Annotated in this window: 19 protein-coding genes and 1 pseudogene; 3 read left to right on the top strand and 17 right to left on the bottom strand. The window is 51.0% G+C overall.

The features are described 5' to 3' along the window. A pseudogene (locus KWG64_RS24150) lies at window positions 1-133 on the top strand (IS200/IS605 family transposase); the annotation flags it as partial. 134 nt (window positions 134-267) lie between these two features. On the opposite strand, the gene nlpE reads toward KWG64_RS24150, so the two are convergent. Genes nlpE through KWG64_RS24165 form a run of 3 tightly spaced genes read right to left on the bottom strand, consistent with a single transcriptional unit; the run spans window position 268 to window position 1987 of the window. Further along, complete coding sequence (nlpE, locus tag KWG64_RS24155; protein WP_195825540.1) at window positions 268-945, bottom strand: envelope stress response activation lipoprotein NlpE; 678 nt, start codon at window positions 943-945, stop codon at window positions 268-270. Between the two features lie 59 nt (window positions 946-1004). After that, a complete protein-coding gene (gene arfB / locus KWG64_RS24160) occupies window positions 1005-1421 on the bottom strand; it encodes an alternative ribosome rescue aminoacyl-tRNA hydrolase ArfB (protein ID WP_165061789.1) in 417 nt (138 codons plus the stop codon). A gap of 5 nt (window positions 1422-1426) precedes the next feature. Next, the gene (locus tag KWG64_RS24165) at window positions 1427-1987 is read right to left on the bottom strand and encodes a YaeQ family protein (protein WP_152326538.1); all 561 of its coding nucleotides are present in this window, start codon (window positions 1985-1987) and stop codon (window positions 1427-1429) included. A gap of 215 nt (window positions 1988-2202) precedes the next feature. Here KWG64_RS24165 and KWG64_RS24170 point away from each other — a divergent pair, with 215 nt between their 5' ends. Both KWG64_RS24170 and rof read left to right on the top strand, forming a co-directional pair. Next, entirely contained in the window at window positions 2203-2403 is a 201-nt protein-coding gene (locus KWG64_RS24170) for a YaeP family protein (RefSeq protein ID WP_015696108.1), read from the top strand. Further along, the gene (gene rof / locus KWG64_RS24175) at window positions 2390-2650 is read left to right on the top strand and encodes a Rho-binding antiterminator (RefSeq protein WP_101079200.1); all 261 of its coding nucleotides are present in this window, start codon (window positions 2390-2392) and stop codon (window positions 2648-2650) included. Before KWG64_RS24170 ends, rof begins: the two co-directional genes overlap by 14 nt. A 75-nt stretch (window positions 2651-2725) precedes the next feature. Here rof and KWG64_RS24180 read toward each other — a convergent pair whose 3' ends face one another. The 14 genes from KWG64_RS24180 to rseP form a co-directional block, all read right to left on the bottom strand. Further along, entirely contained in the window at window positions 2726-3058 is a 333-nt protein-coding gene (locus KWG64_RS24180) for a cytochrome c (RefSeq protein WP_195825539.1), read from the bottom strand. Window positions 3059-3089: 31 nt separating this feature from the next. After that, entirely contained in the window at window positions 3090-4436 is a 1347-nt protein-coding gene (gene tilS, locus KWG64_RS24185; RefSeq protein WP_218523374.1) for a tRNA lysidine(34) synthetase TilS, read from the bottom strand. 4 nt (window positions 4437-4440) lie between these two features. Further along, window positions 4441-4833: a VOC family protein gene (locus KWG64_RS24190; RefSeq protein WP_195825537.1), complete on the bottom strand. Its 393-nt coding sequence runs from the start codon at window positions 4831-4833 to the stop codon at window positions 4441-4443. An 86-nt stretch (window positions 4834-4919) separates the two neighbouring features. After that, complete coding sequence (locus KWG64_RS24195) at window positions 4920-7067, bottom strand: lysine decarboxylase LdcC (protein ID WP_218523375.1); 2148 nt, start codon at window positions 7065-7067, stop codon at window positions 4920-4922. A 189-nt stretch (window positions 7068-7256) separates the two neighbouring features. After that, window positions 7257-8216: an acetyl-CoA carboxylase carboxyl transferase subunit alpha gene (gene accA, locus KWG64_RS24200; protein WP_101079205.1), complete on the bottom strand. Its 960-nt coding sequence runs from the start codon at window positions 8214-8216 to the stop codon at window positions 7257-7259. Window positions 8217-8228: 12 nt separating this feature from the next. Beyond that, a complete protein-coding gene (gene dnaE, locus KWG64_RS24205) occupies window positions 8229-11711 on the bottom strand; it encodes a DNA polymerase III subunit alpha (RefSeq protein WP_195815767.1) in 3483 nt (1160 codons plus the stop codon). A gap of 87 nt (window positions 11712-11798) precedes the next feature. Next, window positions 11799-12395: a ribonuclease HII gene (rnhB, locus tag KWG64_RS24210; protein ID WP_218523376.1), complete on the bottom strand. Its 597-nt coding sequence runs from the start codon at window positions 12393-12395 to the stop codon at window positions 11799-11801. Continuing rightward, window positions 12392-13540, bottom strand: a complete 1149-nt coding sequence (lpxB, locus tag KWG64_RS24215; RefSeq protein WP_195815765.1) for a lipid-A-disaccharide synthase — start codon at window positions 13538-13540, stop codon at window positions 12392-12394. The genes rnhB and lpxB overlap by 4 nt, the downstream gene beginning before the upstream one ends. A gap of 18 nt (window positions 13541-13558) precedes the next feature. After that, entirely contained in the window at window positions 13559-14347 is a 789-nt protein-coding gene (gene lpxA / locus KWG64_RS24220) for an acyl-ACP--UDP-N-acetylglucosamine O-acyltransferase (RefSeq protein WP_195815764.1), read from the bottom strand. Window positions 14348-14350: 3 nt separating this feature from the next. After that, window positions 14351-14806 (bottom strand): 3-hydroxyacyl-ACP dehydratase FabZ, encoded by a 456-nt coding sequence (gene fabZ, locus KWG64_RS24225; protein WP_095923207.1) that lies wholly within the window; start codon window positions 14804-14806, stop codon window positions 14351-14353. Window positions 14807-14954: 148 nt separating this feature from the next. Next, the gene (gene lpxD, locus KWG64_RS24230) at window positions 14955-15977 is read right to left on the bottom strand and encodes a UDP-3-O-(3-hydroxymyristoyl)glucosamine N-acyltransferase (RefSeq protein WP_218523377.1); all 1023 of its coding nucleotides are present in this window, start codon (window positions 15975-15977) and stop codon (window positions 14955-14957) included. A 2-nt stretch (window positions 15978-15979) separates the two neighbouring features. Beyond that, complete coding sequence (gene skp, locus KWG64_RS24235; protein ID WP_195815763.1) at window positions 15980-16477, bottom strand: molecular chaperone Skp; 498 nt, start codon at window positions 16475-16477, stop codon at window positions 15980-15982. 153 nt (window positions 16478-16630) lie between these two features. Further along, the gene (gene bamA / locus KWG64_RS24240; protein WP_195815762.1) at window positions 16631-19051 is read right to left on the bottom strand and encodes an outer membrane protein assembly factor BamA; all 2421 of its coding nucleotides are present in this window, start codon (window positions 19049-19051) and stop codon (window positions 16631-16633) included. A 36-nt stretch (window positions 19052-19087) separates the two neighbouring features. Continuing rightward, the gene (gene rseP, locus KWG64_RS24245) at window positions 19088-20443 is read right to left on the bottom strand and encodes a sigma E protease regulator RseP (RefSeq protein ID WP_218523378.1); all 1356 of its coding nucleotides are present in this window, start codon (window positions 20441-20443) and stop codon (window positions 19088-19090) included. Between the last annotated feature and the right edge of the window lie 17 nt (window positions 20444-20460).

Genomic DNA, 20460 nt, shown 5'->3' on the forward strand with positions numbered 1-20460 from the left:
GTATTACGTTGATACGGTTGGGAAAAACACGGCCAGGATACAGGAATACATAAAGCACCAACTGGAAGAGGATAAAATGGGTGAGCAGCTCTCGATCCCATATCCGGGCAGCCCGTTTACGGGCAGTAAGTAATCCATAGATGCAAATGTCAGATCGCGATGCGCCTGTTAGGGCGCGGCTGGTAACAGAGCCTTATAGGCGCATATGAAAAACCTCCGGCTATGCCGGAGGATATTTATTTGTGTAATCCGATAAAAGCTGAAAACCTAAGGGCAAACTTTATTGGCATCAAAGCTGATATTCTTATCCGCAACAACCGCCCGTTGCATCTGCCCCTCTTCCATTGACGGTTCTGTCATAAAATGACCGTCCATCGAGATGAAGACCAGCTGGTTCGGCACTTTACGCGCAGCAAGATAGCCGGCTTCCAGCGTTTTATTGGCGGACATCGGGAAAATATTACCCGTTGCGCAATCTTTAAAAGAGGCCGCATCGGCGCTGTATTGCATCATGCCGGTCAGTGCCATTGGCGTTTTAGGCAGGCTCTGCTGCACAGGTTTCAGCGTGTAGTTGAACGAAGAAACGATCGGCTCACCGCTTTGATCAAGCATTTCCAGATTTTCATCTTTTGGATGGAAATAGCGCTTCTCGCCACGGCTGTCAGTCAGCACCAGTTTATCTGCCGTACGCGCCCAACGGCCGTAGCTGGCGAAACTCTGATCGCCCTCTTTGCTGCCCTGATACACTTCCTGCAAGATGTAAGTGCCGTCCTGTTGCAGGAACAATGAGGTTTTTAAGCCGCTGCAATCTGCGCAAGGCAAAACACCGCTGTAACTTTGCTGCATCGCCTGAAGCGGTTTTTCATGATTGAAGGCAGCGGTGTGACAGCCGAACAGTGACAGCGCCCCGAGCGCCAGCACTGCCGTGATAATGATTTTTTTCACAGTTTCTCCCCTACTGCTTTTTTCCTTGTGCTGCGATAAAGATTGTCCTGCAACACGATTTAAGGCTGACGAATTTTGCCTCGTAATGCTTTTGTGGCACCTTTGCGAACTTTACTTTCTACGCGACGAATTTTGGACCCTTTGGTCGGCTTCGTCGCCCGGCGAGGTTTTTCTACCACCATCGCCTGCGAAATCAATGTGCTCAGCCGGGCAACAGCGGCTTCGCGGTTCTGCTCCTGACTCCGGTACTCCTGGGCTTTAATGATTACCCAACCGTCGGCAGTAATAGAATGGTGATTGAATGCCAGTAACCGCTCTTTGTAATATTCTGGCAAACTTGACGCTTTAATATCAAAGCGTAAATGGATCGCCGTTGATGTTTTATTGACGTTCTGACCACCATTTCCCTGCGCGCGGATCGCCGTTAATTCGATTTCGCTGTCAGGGATTTCCAGTTTTCCGGAAAGGATTAGCACGCTGATTACCTTCCGTCATTTCCGGCAAACTCTTTCCATTCAGAAAAATGAATTTCCAAATTACTCTGAGCATCGGAAAGCCAAATAGTTCCATCCTGTAAAGTTGCCTGTAAATCCATGGTTCGGCTGCCAAAAGCGGTCAGCTGATTCAGAAGCTCATCTTCTAAATATCGAATGCGAAGGTTGTTAAAACCTCTGACTTTTCCTTCGATTTGCGACCACCAGACTTTTGCCGCTCTCTCACCATAAGCGTAAAGCACGACTTCGCGCGATTGGTTACAGGCCTTTTTCAGACGCTTCTCATCCGGCAATCCTAATTCAACCCATAATTCGATGCCGTTATGATCGTTTTTACGCCAGATTTCAGGTTCATCTTCCGCACTTAATCCGCGAGTAAAAGTCAGGCGTTCATCTGCATGATAAATCCATGCCAGCAGACGCAGCATCATTCGTTGTTCTGTTTCTGAGGGATGCTGGGCCAAAGTCAGGTTGGCGTCATGAAAGAAATTACGATCCATATCAGCAATATTGATTGCTGCTTTATAAATTGTTGCTTTTAGCGCCATGGGAAACCTCTTGATATCAGACGCACAGTGTACTTGAAAGCGTCCTGCCTAAACCAGTTTTCCCCCGATGGACCTTCGGAATAAAGGCTGTACGCAAACGATTTACCTTTACAGGCCTGCTAATAACTCACACTCTCCTGTGCTATAGTCGTTAAATACTGAGAGTTTATCTTTCTGCGCTTTCCTCAGAGGGATACGCTTTTTAGGGAGAACTTATGCAACAATACTGTGAGTTGGTACGCCGTAAATATTCTGAAATCGCTAGCGGCGATCTCGGATATGTGCCCGATGCGTTGGGTTGTGTATTGAAAGCATTGGACGAAGTGGCAGCGAATGCTGAGCTTCCGTCTTCCGTTAGGGACCAGGCGGCCTACGCCGCCGCTAACTTATTGGTGAGCGATTATGTCGATGAATGATGAGTACCAACCCATCAATTGTGATGACTACGATAATCTCGAGCTCGCCTGCCAGCATCACCTGGTTTTGACGCTGAAGCTGCGTAGCGGAGAAGTCGTTGAGGCAAAAGCCAAAGATTTGTTAATGCGTAAGAAAGTGGAGTATCTGGTGGTCGAGGCCAGCGGAGAACAACGCGATCTGCGGCTTGACCATATTGAAAGCTTTAGCCATCCGGAAATTGGCACGGTGGTCGTGAGCGCAGAATAAGCGAAAACCTCCGTCACTATGACTAACGGGCAATCTCAGGGTTGCCCGTTTGCATTTCTGCAACCGACCCAATTCCTATTTAAGCGGCGTCAGACTGGCATAGTAGGCTGCCAGATCACTGATATCCTGCTCAGACAGTGATGACGTAAATGCCTGCATGACACCCGCCTGCCCGCCGCTGCGTTCTCCTTTCTGATAAGCACGCAGCGCCAGTGCCAGGTAGTCTTCATTTTGCCCGGCCAGATTAGGGTAAATAGCATTAACCGCTTTTCCCTTTGCGCCGTGGCATGCCGCACAGCTTGCCGATTTAGACTGACCATCAGCACTGATTCCCTGAGCCAGAACCGGTGAACTCAGCAATATCAGCGGCAATAAGCCTGCCATTGCCCACAACAAAACTCTCAGCATTACAACTCCCCAAAATTAACTGCTTTCTATTTTATTGGGCAACGGACCATAACAGCCGCCATTGCTCTTCGTTATTTTCAGCCAGTGCCTGACGGGTGATAAACCAGCCAGGTGCAGCAATAAGCTGTTCATTGTAATAAACCAGCGGAATGCGATCCCGTTGCCAGGGCGGCACGCCTAACTCAGACCACAACTTTTTCGCCTGACGGGCACGATCGCGCCCAACCTTTTCAATCATCCCGGAAGCATGGAAGCGAACGGTGATCGTTTCCCCCGCGCGCGGCTGACGGATGACACAGTTTTCATCACCCGCATCACGAATTGCAGAAACTGATAAAACACCCAGAACGTCAGGCAACAGAAGTTTGTCAGCAGGATCCCAGCTGATGATCTGATCTTTGAGGGATGAATATTGGGGCAACAGATACAGACGCTGGCGAAAACGTCGCACAACAAAACTCCCAAGCTGAAGCTGCGCCTGTGCATCTTCACGGCTTAACGCCACTTCATCCCAAATTCTCTGGAGCTGTTCGCGGGAAGGCATTTTTGCTCCCCGTCCAGCCAGCCAGCGGCGCAGCAGCGCGAAACGTCTTACCGCCGAGAAACTCTCCATGCCCTCAACGGATAAACTCCCCTGTTCATCTGTTAATGCAGTCAGGGACTCACTGAGCAGTTCATCCAGCAGAGATTCCTGTTCCGCGCACAACGAAGCGCTGCGGGCGGTGGATTGCGCAAAGTGTGGCCAGCGCGCATAGAGCGAAGGGAGAATATCGAGTCGCAAAAAATTACGATCAAAACGGGCATCACGATTGCTGTCATCCTCGATCCACGTCAGCTGGTGTTGATCTGCGTATTCCTCAAGCTGATCCCGGCTGAGATCGAGCAACGGCCGCATCAGCCGATAACCCAGCCCCATGCTGTCCGCGCTCATCGCCGACAACCCCGCAGGGCCACTGCCGCGTTTGAGCGCAAGCAAAAACGTTTCACACTGATCGTTAAGATGTTGCGCTGTCAGTAAGACTTCGCCTTCTTCCAGCTGTGTTGAAAATACCTGATATCGCGCAGCCCTTGCTGCCGCTTCAATCCCGCCATCCCGGGCATTTACCTGAACCTTGATGACCGACAGCCCGATATTCCACAGCTGACAAAAATCATGGCAATGCTTCGCCCAGTCATCCGCAAACGGGCTTAATCCGTGATGGACATGTAATGCCCGCAGCCGTAAGTCCGGGATCTGGTTGTCCCGCACCTGTGCAAGACCAGCCAGCAAAACGGTTGAATCCAGACCGCCGCTAAATGCCACGCAAAGTTTTCGCGCAGACCCAATTTTGGTGCGCAGATGTTCAGTCAGAAACAGTGCTGACGGATGACGATTCATGAGATTACCGGGATTCGTAAAGCTCTAACGGCAGGCCGTCGGGATCGGTGAAAAAAGTAAACTGTTTGCCGGTATAAGGATCTGTTCTCACCGGTTCGCAAAAGACACCGGCCGCATTCAGCACACTGACGGACTGCCCGATATCTTCAACGCTGAACGCCAGATGGCGCAAACCGCAGGATTCAGGCCGGCTTGGACGGGCAGGTGGATTCGGGAAGCTGAATAATTCAATCGTATACTGGCCATTCAGTGCCAGATCGGCTTTCCAGGAATCACGTTCTTCGCGGTAAAACTCGCCAAGTAAGGTAAACCCAAGAATATCGCAATAGAAATGTTTACTGGCCTGATAATCAGAACCAATGACCGCGATGTGATGAACCTGACGAAGATTAAGCATGATGATTTCCTGTTAATTCCTGCTGTGCACGTTACTCAGGGTGTTTGCAGACGTCAATAAAAAGCCCTCACGAAGAGGGCAGTTTGTTAACCCGCTTCCGGGAGTTTTAAAACTTTTACCAGATAGCGTCCGTCTTCTGTGAGACGGGTTCCATGAATATCCGTTTCAAATCCCGGATAACGCTCACCGATAGAACACAGCATGATCAGAAAATCGAGAACGGCCCGGCTCTCTTGCGTAATCATCTCACCGGGCATCACCACGGGCACACCCGGTGGATACGGCAGAATCATATTAGCGGACACTTTGCCAATCAGTTCGTCAATGTCGCACTCATCGATATGCCCGCGCACCTGATGCTGGAACATTTCGTACGGCGTCATTTTCATTTCCGGCAACACATCAAAAGCCTCAATCATCAGACGCGGAAGATCATGGCGAACAATCAGTTTGTGGATCCCCTGAGCCAGATCCTGAATGCGCATATTACGGTAGAAATCCGGATCTTCCGCATAGAGGTCCGGAAGCATATTTTTGACCCGAAGATTAAGATCATAGCTGCGTTTGAAATCTGTCAGCCCGCGCATCAGGCTCATGGATTTGGTTTTATCAATGCCAATACTGAACAGGAAAAGCAGATTGTACGGACCCGTTTTTTCCACCACCACGCCGCGCTCATCAAGGAATTTCGCCACCAGCGCCGCCGGGATCCCCTCTTCTTCAAGTTTGCCCATTTCATTCATACCGGGCGTCAGAATCGTCACTTTGATCGGATCCAGATACATATGATCGGTATCCGCATCAGCAAACCCATGCCAGTTCTGATCAGGATTCAGCGGCCAGCACTCTGCTTCATCAATATGCTCAGGTTGCCAGATATCGAAGAACCAGCCGTCAGTTTCCTCACGCAGCCGTTGTATCTCTTTACGGAAATGCAGCGCACGTTCCACAGAACGGTTGATGAGCCGCCGTCCAGGATTTCCGCGCAACATAGCCGCCGCAGTTTCTGCCGACGCCACAATGCCGTAGTTCGGTGATGTGGTGGTGTGCATCATGTAGGCTTCATTGAAGGTGCTTTCGTTATAGTCGCCTTTAATGTGAATCATGGAAGCCTGCGAGAAAGCCGCCAGCAATTTATGCGTCGACTGCGTTTCATAAATCACTTTGCCGGGAACCCGCTCGCCGCTCATTCCACTTTTGCCATCATAAATCGGATGGAAATTGGTGTAAGGCACCCACGCGGAATCAAAGTGAATAGACGGTACATCCAGCGTACTTTTGATGTAGTCCGTGTTGTAAAGCAGCCCGTCGTAGGTGGAATTGGTGATCACAGCATGCACGGGCCACGTGGCATTTTCGGTCTGCGCGATCTTCTCTTCAATGCTTTCACGTGTGAATTCCCGTTGCGGGATCCCGCCCAGAATACCGTAAGCATTGCGGTTCGGACGCAAATACACTGGCACGATGTTGGTCATCATCATCAGATGCGCCAGAGATTTGTGGCAGTTTCGGTCAATCAGCACGGTGCTGCCCGCAGGCGCGGCGTACATCCCGACAATTTTGTTTGCCGTGGATGTGCCATTGGTAACGATATAGCTTTGCTCCGCCCCAAATGTTCGCGCGATGTATTCCTCCGCCTCTAAATGCGGGCCGGTATGGTCGAGCAGGGAACCGAGTTCCGTTACCGAAATCGACACATCCGCTTTCAGGGTCTTAGCCCCGAAGAAGTCATAAAAAAGCGTCCCGACCGGGCTTTTCAGAAAGGCCGTACCGGCCATGTGTCCGGGCGTACAGAAGGTATATTTCCCTTCTTCCACATAGGTAAATAACGCTTTGGTCAGCGGCGGCGTGATGGTATCGATATATTCATCAGTGTACTGACGGATACGCTTGGCAATATCATCGGCAGCAGCCAGAGCATACTCGAAGAAATACAAGACCATACGCATCTCATTAACATCAACATCCAGCGTGGAATGCGTATTGATGAACGCGTAAAGCGGCAGGTATTCATTCAGTTCATTGATTTCCGTACACAGCGCTTCACTGTGCTGGTCCCAGTCGAAAATCGCCCCGCAGATACGGGCATTATTTTCGATGAGTTTCAGTAAGTCGGCACGATCGCGCGGATAAATAATCTGGAATCCGAGAAGCGTCAGCGCGCTATCCAGTTCACGGATTGGCTCATCTTTATAGTAGGCCCCTTCCGGGCGCATGATAGCGATAATATTCATCTGACAAATCCTTCTGTTGTATATCTCTCAGGTATTTATAGAAACACGGTTAACGGACGCTGTGTACCCTTTACCACCGGGTTTCGACCAAAAAGAGGGAATTTAAGAATGCAGGAAAATCTGAGAGGGAAAAACGGGTAATAAAAAAGGCTATGCCGGAGCATAGCCTTTCGCAATACATTACTGATATCAGCAGTAACCGTAAGTCATCAGACGCTGATAACGGCGGTTGCGCAGTTCTTCAGTGCTCAGAACATCCAGATCGCTCAGGTCAGCTTCCAGTTGTGCACGCAAAGAAGCAGCCATCGCCTCAACGTTACGATGCGCGCCACCCAAAGGTTCCGGGATCACGGAGTCGATCAGTTTCAGCTCTTTCAGACGCGGGGCAACAATCCCCATCGCTTCCGCAGCCAGAGGCGCTTTATCTGCGCTTTTCCACAGAATCGACGCACAGCCTTCCGGTGAAATTACCGAGTAGGTGCTGTATTGCAGCATGTTAACTTTGTCACCGACGCCGATTGCCAGAGCACCACCGGAACCCCCTTCACCAATAACGGTGCAGATAACCGGGACGTTCAGGCGCGACATTTCTCGCAGGTTGCGGGCGATCGCTTCAGACTGGCCACGTTCTTCCGCACCCACACCAGGGTATGCACCCGGGGTGTCGATGAAGGTGATGATTGGCAGTTTGAAACGTTCGGCCATTTCCATCAGGCGTAACGCTTTGCGATACCCTTCCGGTGCAGGCATACCGAAGTTACGACGAATTTTCTCTTTGGTTTCACGGCCTTTCTGATGACCAATGATCATCACAGCACGTTCGCCCAGACGAGCAATACCACCAACGATAGCCTTATCGTCCGCGAATGCACGGTCACCCGCCAGTTCATCAAAATCGGTAAAGATATGTTTGATGTAATCCAGGGTATAAGGGCGACGAGGATGGCGCGCCAGTTGGGCAATCTGCCAGGCGCCCAGATCAGAGAAAATCTTACGGGTCAGTTCAACGCTTTTCTCGCGCAAGCGTGCAACTTCTTCGTCCAGATTAATATCTAATTTTTCGTCTTGACGGCTGACTGCAGTCAGCGAGTCAATTTTCGCTTCCAGTTCCGCAATCGGCTGTTCAAAATCAAGAAAATTCAGACTCATAGCATTCCTATTTTAGTCAAATTCCAGTTCCACCTGCTCACTACCGACCAGGCCTCGCAAATCCAGCAACAGTTTGTCCGTTGGCGTAACACGCCATGACGCCCCGAATCGCAGCCGGGCTCTTGCATTTTCTCGTTGGTAATACAGATGCACTGGTATCGTCCCCGATCGGTGAGGTTCCAACGATTGGCGGAGACGGTTCAAAAGCTGGTCATCAATTTGCCTGTCAGTCAGCGAGATAGCAAGACCGCGAGCATATTTTTCCCGTGCTTCACTGATGTCCATTACATCGCGGGCCATCATTTTAAGCCCGCCACTGAAGTCATCAAAGCTGACCTGTCCTGTGGCGATAAGGATACGGTCTTTTTCCAATAAATGCTGGAATTTTTCCAACGCTTCGGTGAACAACATCACTTCGAGACGACCGGAACGATCGTCAAGCGTACAGATCCCAATGCGGTTACCGCGTTTGGTGACCATGACGCGAGCAGCAAGAACCAGCCCCACTGCGACGGTCATTTTGCCCCGATCCGTCGGGTGCATATCTTTCAAACGCTGGCCGCCGCCATAACGTTCAATCTCTTTCAGATATTGCGTGATCGGATGCCCGGTCAGATACAAGCCGAGCGTTTCCCGCTCGCCGTCGAGCACCGTTTGTTCCGGCCACGGCATCACGTTTGAGTAAGATTTCTCAACCTGTTCAGGCGCTTCGGCCAGAACACCAAACATGTCCACCTGACCAATCGCTTCCGCCTTCGCGTGCTGATCGGCCGCTTTCAGCGCGTCACTAAGAGAACTCATCAGAGCAGCGCGATGCGGCCCAAGCCGGTCAAAAGCGCCGGACATAATCAGTTTTTCGAGAATGCGTTTGTTCAGCTTTTTGACGTCGGCCCGCGCGCACAAATCAAACAACTCTTTGAAATAGCCGCCTTCATTACGCGCTTCAATAATCGCTTCAATCGGGCCTTCACCCACGCCTTTTATCGCGCCGATACCGTAAACGATTTCACCTTCGTCGTTGACGTGGAAGTGATACAGACCGCTGTTGATGTCCGGCGGCAGGATTTTCAGGCCCATACGCCAGCATTCATCCACCAGCCCGACGACTTTCTCGGTGTTATCCATATCCGCGGTCATTACCGCCGCCATGAATTCGGCCGGATAGTGCGCTTTCAGCCACAACGTCTGGTACGACACTAAAGCGTAGGCGGCTGAGTGAGATTTGTTAAAGCCGTAACCGGCAAATTTCTCTACCAGGTCAAAGATTTTAATGGCCAGCTCGCCGTCAACGCCGCGTGATTTGGCGCCATCTTCGAAGCCGCCGCGCTGTTTAGCCATTTCGACCGGGTTTTTCTTACCCATTGCGCGACGTAACATGTCTGCGCCGCCCAGCGAATAACCCGCCAGAACCTGCGCAATCTGCATAACCTGTTCCTGGTACAAAATGATGCCGTAGGTCGGCTCCAGTACTGGTTTCAGGGACTCATGCTGCCACTGGATATCGGGGTAAGAAATCTCTTCACGACCGTGTTTACGGTCGATGAAGTTATCTACCATCCCCGACTGTAACGGCCCCGGGCGGAACAGCGCCACCAGTGCGATCATATCTTCGAAGCTGTCGGGTTTGAGGCGTTTGATCAAATCTTTCATGCCGCGGGATTCAAGCTGGAAAACCGCAGTGGTTTCCGAGCGTTGCAGCATGTCGAAACTTTTCTTGTCATCAAGTGGGATCGCAGCGATATCCAGCGGTGCTTCACCCGCTTTTGCACGGCGCGCGTTGATCATTTCCAGCGCCCAGTCGATGATCGTCAGGGTACGCAGGCCCAGGAAGTCGAACTTCACCAGCCCGGCATATTCCACGTCGTTTTTATCGAACTGTGTAACCGGATGATTACCTTCGGCGTCGCAATAGAGCGGCGCAAAGTCGGTAATTTTCGTCGGCGCGATAACCACACCACCGGCGTGCTTACCGGCATTTCGTGTAACGCCTTCCAACTGACGCGCCATGTCGATAAGCGACTTAACTTCTTCATCCGCCTCATAAATCTCAGGCAACTGAGGTTCAGCGGCAAACGCTTTTTCCAGCGTCATACCCGGATCCGGCGGAACTAATTTCGAAATGCGATCGACGAAACCGTAGGGATGACCCAGCACGCGGCCCACGTCACGGATAACCGCTTTCGCCGCCATCGTACCAAAAGTAATGATCTGCGAAACCGCTTCACGACCGTACATTTCCGCGACGTGATCGATAACCCTGTCGCGTTTTTCCATGCAAAAGTCGACGTCAAAGTCGGGCATGGAAACACGTTCAGGGTTAAGGAAACGTTCGAACAGAAGATCGAATTCAAGGGGATCCAGATCCGTGATTTTCAGCGCATAGGCCACCAGTGAACCCGCACCGGAACCACGTCCCGGCCCGACCGGCACGCTGTTATCTTTTGACCACTGGATGAACTCCATAACGATCAGGAAGTAGCCCGGGAAGCCCATCTGGTTGATAACTTTGAGTTCGATATCCAGACGTTCGTCATATTCAGGGCGACGTTGCGCGCGGACTTCAGGATCCGGGAATAAAAACTCCAGGCGCTCCTCCAGTCCGATTTTCGATTTTTCGACCAGAAAATCTGCCGTGGTCATTTCGCCCGTCGGGAACTGAGGCAGGAAATACTCGCCCAGACGGATCGTGACATTACAGCGCTTGGCGATTTCCACGCTGTTTTGCAGCGCTTCCGGGATATCTTCGAACAGCTCGCACATTTCATCTTCACTGCGCATGTACTGCTGCGCGGTGTAGTTTCGCGGGCGTTTCGGGTCATCAAGCGTAAAACCATCGTGGATTGCTACACGGATCTCATGGGCATCAAAGTCCGTCGGAACCATGAAACGCACGTCGTTGGTGGCCACAACGGGCAAACCGCGCTCCGTCGCCAGCGCGACAGCGGCATGCAGGTAGTTTTCTTCCTCTGCGCGACCAGTGCGAATCAGTTCGAGATAATAACGATCGGGGAAATATTGCTGATAGAACTCCAGGCATTGCTCAACCTGCGGGCCATTTCCGCGGATCATGAACTTGCCGACATCGCCCATTTTTGCGCCGGAAAGCAGGATCAGCCCTTCATTCAGCTCTGCCAGCCACTCGCGGTCAACAATCGGGCCCGCCGCGCCATAGCCGCGCTGATAAGCACGGGAAATGAGCAGGGTCAGGTTCTGATAGCCCTGATTGTTCATCGCCAGTACGGTCAGCTGCGCGAGTTCATCTCCGAGGATTTCACTTTGAACATTCAGGTCTGCGCCGATAATCGGCTTAACGCCTGCGCCGTGCGCCGCACCGTAAAATTTCACCAGCCCGCACAAGTTGGTGAAATCGGTGATAGCCAGAGCAGGCATGCCGAGTGACGCTGCGCATTTCACCAGCGGACCCACTTTCGCGAGGCCATCCACCATGGAATAGTCGCTATGTACGCGCAGATGAATAAAACGAGGTTCGGCCATATCCAGAGTCCAGAAATATGTGAATTAAGAGTTTATGTGCCCCGCCATTTTATAAATAAAAGTCAGGGGCAGAAACAAAGTGACGCGCTAGGCCAGCCCGAGTGCGCGTTTTACCGGCGCAAAACTGCGGCGGTGATGTGCTGTCGCACCAAGCCGGGCAAGACTTTCAAGATGTACCGGCGTCGGATAGCCTTTGTGCTTCGCAAAACCATATTCAGGGAACTGCAAATCCAGTTCAACCATTTCGCGATCGCGGGTCACTTTGGCAAGAATGGATGCCGCACTGATTTCAGCGACTTTACTGTCGCCTTTCACCACAGCCTGTGAGGCCATCGGCAATTTCGGGCAGCGGTTGCCATCAATCAGCACCATATCCGGCGTCAGTGCCAGACCGGCGACGGCTCTTTGCATGGCCAGCATCGTGGCATGCAGGATGTTCAGTTCATCAATTTCATGCGGCTCAGCCCGTCCGAGACTCCAGGCCAGCGCCTTTTCTTTGATTTCGATGTATAACGCTTCGCGACGTTTTTCGGTGAGCTTCTTTGAATCCGCCAGCCCTATAATCGGGTTGGCAGGATCGAGGATCACCGCAGCCGTCACCACTGCACCGACCAGCGGGCCGCGGCCAACTTCATCCACACCGGCAATACACACGGCCTGCGGATAAACAAATAATTCACTCATCGGTTTGCCAGCTCCATTACGGCCTGAGCGGCCTGCTCATCAGCATCACGGCGAATGCTTTCATGCAAATCCAGGAAAATTTTACGCAATTCCTCGCTTTTTTCACCACCCGCCAGTAACGGCAGAAGTGCGGCAGAAAGCTTTTCCGGTACGCATTCGGTTTGCAGCAATTCGGTGACAATTTCCCGTCTTGCCAGCAAATTTGGCAGGGATACATAAGGGGTTTTCACCAGACGCTCCGCCAGCCAGAACGTAAAAGGCTTCATGCGATAACCCACGACCATCGGGCATTTCGCCAGCATACACTCGAGCGCGGCAGTGCCAGACGCAAGAAGCGCAGCATCGCTGGCAATCATCGCTTCACGCCCTTTGCCATCGAGCAAATGCGCAGGCAGATCAGGCGCAATCTCAGCTTTGATACGCTCGAATTGCTCGCGACGCCTGGCGTTAACCAGCGGCACCACGATGTGCAAATCAGGGTAAGTCTGTCGCAGCTGTAATGCTGTCTTCAGGAAATCTGCGCTGAGCATTTCGACTTCGGCATGGCGGCTTCCCGGCAATAATGCCAGGCAATGGACATCATCAGGGATCCCAAGCGATGCACGAGCCGCCTGCTTGTCCGGATGCAAAGGCATGGCATCCGCCATCGTGTGACCGATGAAACGGCAGGGAACGTTAAATTTGTCGTAAAACGCTTTTTCGAAAGGCAGGAACGCCAGCACTAAGTCAGTTGCTTTCCCGATTTTGAAAACACGTTTTTGTCGCCAGGCCCATACGGAAGGGCTGACATAATGAATCGTGCGGATACCACGCTGTTTCAGGCGGCCTTCCAGTGTGATATTGAAGTCGGGAGCATCAATGCCCACGAAAACATCTGGCTGAAGTTCACTGAAACGTCGGGTGAGGTCTTTGCGGATTTTCAACAGGCGTGGCAGCCGTTCTAAAACTTCCACCACGCCCATCACAGCCAGCTCTTCCATTTCGTACCAGGCTTCACATCCTTCCGCCTGCATCAGCGGACCTGCGACCCCTACAAAACGGGCATCAGGATGATGTTTTTTCAGGGCTCGAATCAGCCCGGCGCCAAGAATGTCACCGGACGTTTCACCGGCCACCAGGCCAATTGTCAGAACAGGCTTTTGCATTGTTTTCCGTAGCGCAGATCAGCGAATAATGCCGCGGGTAGAGCGGCTAAAGAAATCACTGAAAGGTTTAGCTTTCGGGAATTCAGCGGCGATAGCAGCGATTTCCGGTTGTGCTTCTTCCAGCGTTTTACCGCTGCGGTACAGTAACTTGTAGGCATTACGGATTGCGTGCAGATCTGCTTTCTCAAAACCACGGCGCTTTAGACCTTCGATATTGATACCGAAAGGTGTCGCATGGTTACCCTGCGCAATGACGAACGGAGGGACATCCTGGGCAACGCCAGAACACCCCCCTACCATCACATGCGCGCCGATGATGCAGAACTGATGCACTGCGGTCATGCCGCCGATGATCGCAAAATCATCAACTTCAACGTGGCCGCCAAGTGTCGCGTTGTTCGCCAGAATACAGCGATTTCCAATGACACAATCGTGGGCGATATGTGCGTTAACCATCAACAGGTTGTCGCTGCCCACTTTTGTCAGACCACCGCCCTGAACGGTACCACGGTGAATGGTAACGCTCTCACGAATATTGTTGCGATCGCCGACCTCAACGCGTGTTGGTTCACCGGCATATTTCAGATCCTGGTTAATTTCACCAATGGAGACGAACTGGAAAATGCGGTTATCGCGACCAATTTTGGTCACGCCATTAAGAACTACGTGTGATTTAAGCTCAGTACCTTCTCCGATTTCTACCTGGGAACCCACGTAGCAGAAAGGACCGATATGCACTCCGGCACCGATAACGGCACCGTCTTCAACAATAGCGCTTGGATGAATAAAGGCGGTTTTGTCAATCATGTATTAAGACTCCCGGCGACGGGCGCACATCATTGATGCCTCGCAAGCAATCTCACCATCTACTTTTGCGACACCTTTAAAACGAGCAACACCACGACGCTCTTTAATGAATTCAACTTCCAGAACCATCTGGTCACCCGGAAGGACCGGACGTTTAAAGCGTGCATCATCGATTGCTGCGAAGTAATACAGTTCGCCTGGCTCCAGTTTACCCACGCTTTTAAATGCCAGAATACCGGTGGCCTGAGCCATCGCTTCCAGAATCAATACGCCTGGGAAGATAGGTTTGCCCGGGAAATGGCCCTGGAAGAACGGTTCGTTAAAAGAAACGTTTTTCACAGCGCGCAAAAATTTGCCTTTCTCAAAATCCAGCACGCGATCAACCAGTAAGAACGGGTAACGGTGTGGCAATAAATCCAGTATCTCTTCAATACGCAGAGTATGAGTGTCAGTAGTCAAAATACTCTTCCTGTCTATAAAAAACTGATGGCATCAATAACACGGCCTGCCAGACCCCAAAAAAAGGTCATCAGGCAGGCCGCAAATAGGAACGTATGTCGCAGGTTCACTCAGCAAAGGGAACACAAAGCGTCACCGTAAATGGTAATTAATCTTTTTCGATTTTACGCTCGACAGCTTTCAAGCGCTTATTCATCTCATCAATATTCATTACCAACGCAGCCGTCTTACGCCAAACTTTATTCGGTTGTAACGGAATACCGGAGGAGTATACCCCAGGTTCAGTGATTGGTCGCATCACCATTCCCATTCCTGTTACGACAGCCTGGTCACAAATCTCCATGTGACCGTTGATAACACTGGCTCCACCGATTTGGCAGTAGCGTCCAATTTTCAGACTACCGGCCATAATAACACCGCCAGCCACCGCCGTATTGTCTCCAATCACGACGTTGTGTGCAATCTGGCATTGGTTATCAATGATAACGCCGTTGCTGATAATGGTGTCATCCAGCGCACCGCGGTCAATCGTGGTGCACGCACCAATTTCAACGCGATCGCCAATGATGACGGTGCCCAGCTGAGGAATTTTGATCCAGTTGCCGCGGTCGTTGGCATAACCAAAACCGTCAGCACCGATCACCGTGCCTGACTGAATCAGGCACAGCTCGCCAATTTCTACGCGGTGATAAATAGAAACGTTGGCCCACAAGCGTGTACCCGCGCCTATTTTTGCCTCTTTACCGACAAAGCAGCCTGCGCCGATGACAACATTGTCACCCAGCACAACGCCCGATTCGATGACTGCATTTGCGCCAACCGAGACATTCTTACCCAATGAAGCACTGTCTGATATCACCGCGCTCGCAGCAATATCCTGTGCCGGTGCTGGCGTGGTATCCAGCAACTGCGCCATACGCGCATACGTCAGGTAAGGGTTTTTAACCACTAATGCCGCTGTAGGGCAAAATGGCAGATCCGCTTCCGTCAACACTACGGCACCTGCATGACAGGAGGCCAACTGTTCACGGTAGCGGCTGTTTGATAAAAACGTGATTTGCTCAGAGTGTGCGGAATGCATTGAAGCAACGCCGGTGATGGCAATTTCGCCATCACCGTGCAATTGTGCATCCAACTGCTGTGCGAGATCAGCCAGTCGAATTGAAGACATGTTTATTTAACCTGTTTCAGCACATCAGCAGTAATATCTTTGTCATTGCTTGCGTACGCAATAGCGTTTGCATCAATAACAACATCATAACCTTCTTTGCTGGCAACAGATTTCACAGCGTCCTGAATACGGCTCAGGATTTTGTTACGTTCTTCGCCCTGGCGACGACGGTTATCTTGCTCGAACTGCTGCGCTTTAGCTGAGAAAGCTTCACGCTGAGCCATAACGTCTTTTTCGAGTTTGGCACGATCGCTGGCTTTCATGGTTGAGCCATCACGTTGCAGACGTTGCATTTTAGTTTGCAGATCACGTTCCTGAGATTGCAAATCAGTTGCACGACTTTTGAACTCGTTTTCCAGTTGTTTAGCCACAGCTTCACGAGCTGGCATCTGTTGGAAAATGCTAGCGACGTTAACGATAGCAATTTTGTCAGCAGCCTGAACGCTAGCTGAAGAAGCCATAACTAAACCGAGGCCTGCGGCATATAACCACTTTTTCACTATAAACTCCTTCCATCACCCGTTTGTGCCAGATGGCACAGTAAATTACACAAAACACCCGATATTAAAACAATACACGGGCCGAAACCCGTGTATCAAATTCAGCATCAGGCCATTGCGATTCTGCTGAATAAACTCTTTGCAGACAAAACGTTACCAGGTTTTACCAATGTTAAACTGGAACTGTTCCGCTTTGTCGCCTTCGTATTTCTTAACTGGCTGTGCGTAAGAGAACACCAGCGGCCCCAGAGGAGACTGCCACTGCAACGCCAGACCAGAAGACACACGAATGTTGCCAGGCTTACTGTAATCAGGCACACCCGCTGCAATAGTTTGCGGCGTGTTTTCCCAACCTGTATCCCAGACTGTACCGCTATCCACGAACAGAGACGTACGCAATGAGTTAGCGTATTTCTCGCTAACAAACGGAGTTGGAACAATCAGTTCCGCACTCAGGATGGCCATTGCGTTGCCGCCCACTGCATCGCTCGAGTTATCAATCGGGCAGGTGCTATACGAGGTATTAGCCGTAGTACATTTGTAATAAGCTGCTTTCGGACCGATGGTGTTCGACTGGAAACCACGAACACTGCTTGAGCCGCCGGCATAGAAGTTGTCATAGAACGGCACTTCTTTGCCGCCCAGACCATCCGCATAGCCTGCGCGCGCACGTCCCATCAGTACCCAATCACGATCCTGATTCAGCGGCATATAGCTGGTTGAATCGAAGGTGATTTTATAATATTCGTTATCTGAACCCGGCACGGTCACTTTACCGTTCAGGCTGGCTTTGGTCCCTGACGTCGGGAAGTAACCACGGTCAAGGTTGTTATAACCCCAACCCAGATTCACGAAGAAGTCATCAGCACTGAAATCAGCATCTGAGTTATCGCTGGTCGTTACCGCAGGTTTCAGGCCCACAGAGTTCAGATAACGGAACATCGCGATCTGAGGTTCCATATTGGACAGATCGTTGTGTACGTAATCCAGACCCAGACGCAATGAGTTGTTCTCATTGACAGGGAAACCAAGGTTGCCGCCAATACCGTAACTTCTGTTGGTATAGTCAGACAGGTCCGCATTATCCGCTTTAAAGTCGTTATAGAAAATACGACCGCCCAGACTCACACCGTCAACGGTGAAGTACGGGTCTGTAATCGTGAATTCTGCGTACGTCTGGTAATCATTTTTCGTACCGCTGATGCCTACGGAGTTACCCGTACCCAGCCAGTTGTCCTGCTGGACACCAACCTGGAAGCTGACACCACTTTCAGTACCGTAACCGACACCAAAGTTGAAAGTACCGGTATTACGTTCTTTCACTTTGTAGACCACATCAACCTGGTCCGGTGAACCCGGAACGCGTTGCGTATCCACATCAACAGTTTCGAAGTAACCCAGACGGTTCAGACGCTCTTTGCCTTTATCGACCAGATCATTACCTAACCAGGCACCTTCCATCTGACGCATTTCACGGCGCAGAACGCTGTCTTTACTGGTGTCATTGCCTTCGAAACGGATATGACGCACATAGAAACGGTTACCCGCATCTACGTTGATATGCAGTTTTACTGTCTTATCTGCATCGTTAATTTCAGGCTGAGTAGTCACACGCGGATAGGCATAGCCATAACGGCCCAACATCTGCTTGATGTCGTTTTCCATCTTGGTGACTTTAGCGCCGTTGTACAGCTCGCCTTTATCAATTTTAGTCAGGCTCTGAACTTCTGCTGAGTGACCCGCCATGCTGCCGGTGACTTCAACACCAGAAAGTTTGTACTGCTCACCTTCTGTGATGTTCAGCGTGATGTAGATGCCTTTTTTGTCCGGCGTCAGGCTGACCTGAGTCGAATCAATGTTGAAACGGGCATAACCGCGATCCAGATAGAAACTGCGCAGGGTTTCAAGGTCACCCGCCAGCTTTTGTTTCTGGTATTTACGGTCGCCGACCACGTTCCACCAAGGCACTTCATCGCGCAACTGGAAGCGGGAAATCAGTTCATCAGTCGAGAAGGCATGGTTACCCACGATGTTGATCTGCTGAATCTTGGCAGAAACACCTTCGGTAAACACCAGTTTCAGGTCAACACGGTTACGCGGTAAAGGGGTCACAACCGCTTTTACCGACGCGCTGTATTTACCGACGCTGTAATAGAAATCTTCCAGGCCTTTTTCAATACTGCCGATGGTTGTACGGTCAAGCGCTTCGCCAACGCGGACGCCAGAGGCTTCCAGGTTTTGTTTCAGCATGTCATCTTTCACCGATTTATTACCGGAGAAAGTGATGCTGGCAATCGTTGGACGTTCCTTGACCTGCACAATCAGAGAATCACCATCGCGAAGGACACGAACGTCCTCAAAGTTGCCAGTGGCAAACAATGCGCGAATGGTATTACTGATGTCATCGTCAGTAACGGTATCACCGACACGAACCGGCATATTGAGTAACGCCGCACCGACGGCAACTCGCTGCAGGCCTTCGAAATGAATATCTTTCACTACGAAACCGTCTGCACCGTATACGGTGGCGCTGCCAAACAGCAGCGACGCTATGAGCAACTTTTTGATCGCCATCGTTGTTATGCGTTCTTCCTAACCTAATCTCCGGTCTTAAAGACGAGAGAAATCATTGAAAAGTGCAAGCCCCATCAACAACACCAGCAAAACTGAACCAATGCGGTAACTGAAGTCCTGAACTCGCTCGGAAACTGGCCCACCTTTAAGCTTTTCTATTGCAAGAAACAGCAGGTGGCCACCATCTAATACCGGTAACGGGAAGAGGTTGATGATCCCCAGATTGACACTGATGAGTGCCAAAAACGTGAGGTAAGACACCAAACCATACTCCGCTGACATTCCTGCGCCCTGTGCGATGGAGATTGGGCCACTCAGATTGTTCAGCTTCACATCCCCGGTAATTAACTTACCCAGCATGCTCACGGTGAGTTTCATCAGTTGCCAGGTTTTATCCCCGGCCTCATAAAACGCCACAAACGGACCATACTGACGGATTGTTTTGTATTCATCAGGCAGCGGCACCACTTTCGGGACCACACCAGCAAAACCCTGTATTTTGCCTTTACCTGCAGACTTCGTATCCGGCGTCAGTGTTAAAGCGACGGGAGAACCACCCCGCTCAACTTCCAGACTGATTGGCTTGCCCGGATTGTCACGCACCTGAATGACAAACGACTGCCAACTTTCCAGAATCTGACCATCGACTTTAACGATCCTGTCTCCGGCTTGCAAACCCGCCTTTTGCGCGGCTGAATCTGGCTGTACTTCCTGCAAGACAGATTCTATCTGCGGACCTCGTGGAATCAAACCCAGAGAGACCACCGGATCCTGCTTTTCAGGATCAAACTGCCACTGACGTAAATTCAGTGTTTTCTCAACAACATTATTGGAGCCAAAAGGCGCAACTCCCACTGTCGTTTGTTCATCACCAATCTCGCCAATCAACGCCATACGAACTGAATCCCAATCAGGCGTTTCGATACCGGCAACAGACTTTAGTTCCATTCCCGGAGAAATATTGGATTGCGCAGCGATTGAATTTGCAGTGACATTTGCAACAACCGGACGCACGGTCGGCACACCAATCACGAAGATCAGCCAGTATGCAAAAACCGCAAAGATGAAATTGGCAATCGGCCCGGCGCTGATGATAGCAGCACGCTGCCAGATTTTTTTGTTATTGAAGGATTGATGACGAAATTCAGGGGCTACAGCCTCGACGCGTTCGTCGAGCATTTTGACGTAGCCCCCGAGAGGAATAATGGCCAGCACATACTCGGTTCCCTGACGATCGGTGCGACGCCACAAAGCGCGACCGAAACCAACAGAGAAGCGTTCAACACGCACACCACAACGACGAGCAACCCAGAAATGGCCGAACTCGTGCACGGTGATAAGCACCCCCAATGCAACGATAAAGGCGGCCAGGCTCCAGAGTATGTTCATCATATGTCCAACTATTCCTT

Source organism: Rahnella sp. PD12R, from assembly GCF_019200965.1.
Classification (GTDB): domain Bacteria; phylum Pseudomonadota; class Gammaproteobacteria; order Enterobacterales; family Enterobacteriaceae; genus Rahnella; species Rahnella laticis.

What these genes read in the sequence shown, in the direction of transcription:
- KWG64_RS24165 (WP_152326538.1), bottom strand. Translation starts at nt 1,987, where the DNA reads ATGGCGCTAAAAGCAACAATTTATAAAGCAGCAATCAATATTGCTGAT.
- KWG64_RS24170 (WP_015696108.1), top strand. Translation starts at nt 2,203, where the DNA reads ATGCAACAATACTGTGAGTTGGTACGCCGTAAATATTCTGAAATCGCT.
- rof (WP_101079200.1), top strand. Translation starts at nt 2,390, where the DNA reads ATGTCGATGAATGATGAGTACCAACCCATCAATTGTGATGACTACGAT.
- KWG64_RS24180 (WP_195825539.1), bottom strand. Translation starts at nt 3,058, where the DNA reads ATGCTGAGAGTTTTGTTGTGGGCAATGGCAGGCTTATTGCCGCTGATA.
- tilS (WP_218523374.1), bottom strand. Translation starts at nt 4,436, where the DNA reads ATGAATCGTCATCCGTCAGCACTGTTTCTGACTGAACATCTGCGCACC.
- KWG64_RS24190 (WP_195825537.1), bottom strand. Translation starts at nt 4,833, where the DNA reads ATGCTTAATCTTCGTCAGGTTCATCACATCGCGGTCATTGGTTCTGAT.
- KWG64_RS24195 (WP_218523375.1), bottom strand. Translation starts at nt 7,067, where the DNA reads ATGAATATTATCGCTATCATGCGCCCGGAAGGGGCCTACTATAAAGAT.
- accA (WP_101079205.1), bottom strand. Translation starts at nt 8,216, where the DNA reads ATGAGTCTGAATTTTCTTGATTTTGAACAGCCGATTGCGGAACTGGAA.
- dnaE (WP_195815767.1), bottom strand. Translation starts at nt 11,711, where the DNA reads ATGGCCGAACCTCGTTTTATTCATCTGCGCGTACATAGCGACTATTCC.
- rnhB (WP_218523376.1), bottom strand. Translation starts at nt 12,395, where the DNA reads ATGAGTGAATTATTTGTTTATCCGCAGGCCGTGTGTATTGCCGGTGTG.
- lpxB (WP_195815765.1), bottom strand. Translation starts at nt 13,540, where the DNA reads ATGCAAAAGCCTGTTCTGACAATTGGCCTGGTGGCCGGTGAAACGTCC.
- lpxA (WP_195815764.1), bottom strand. Translation starts at nt 14,347, where the DNA reads ATGATTGACAAAACCGCCTTTATTCATCCAAGCGCTATTGTTGAAGAC.
- lpxD (WP_218523377.1), bottom strand. Translation starts at nt 15,977, where the DNA reads ATGTCTTCAATTCGACTGGCTGATCTCGCACAGCAGTTGGATGCACAA.
- bamA (WP_195815762.1), bottom strand. Translation starts at nt 19,051, where the DNA reads ATGGCGATCAAAAAGTTGCTCATAGCGTCGCTGCTGTTTGGCAGCGCC.
- rseP (WP_218523378.1), bottom strand. Translation starts at nt 20,443, where the DNA reads ATGATGAACATACTCTGGAGCCTGGCCGCCTTTATCGTTGCATTGGGG.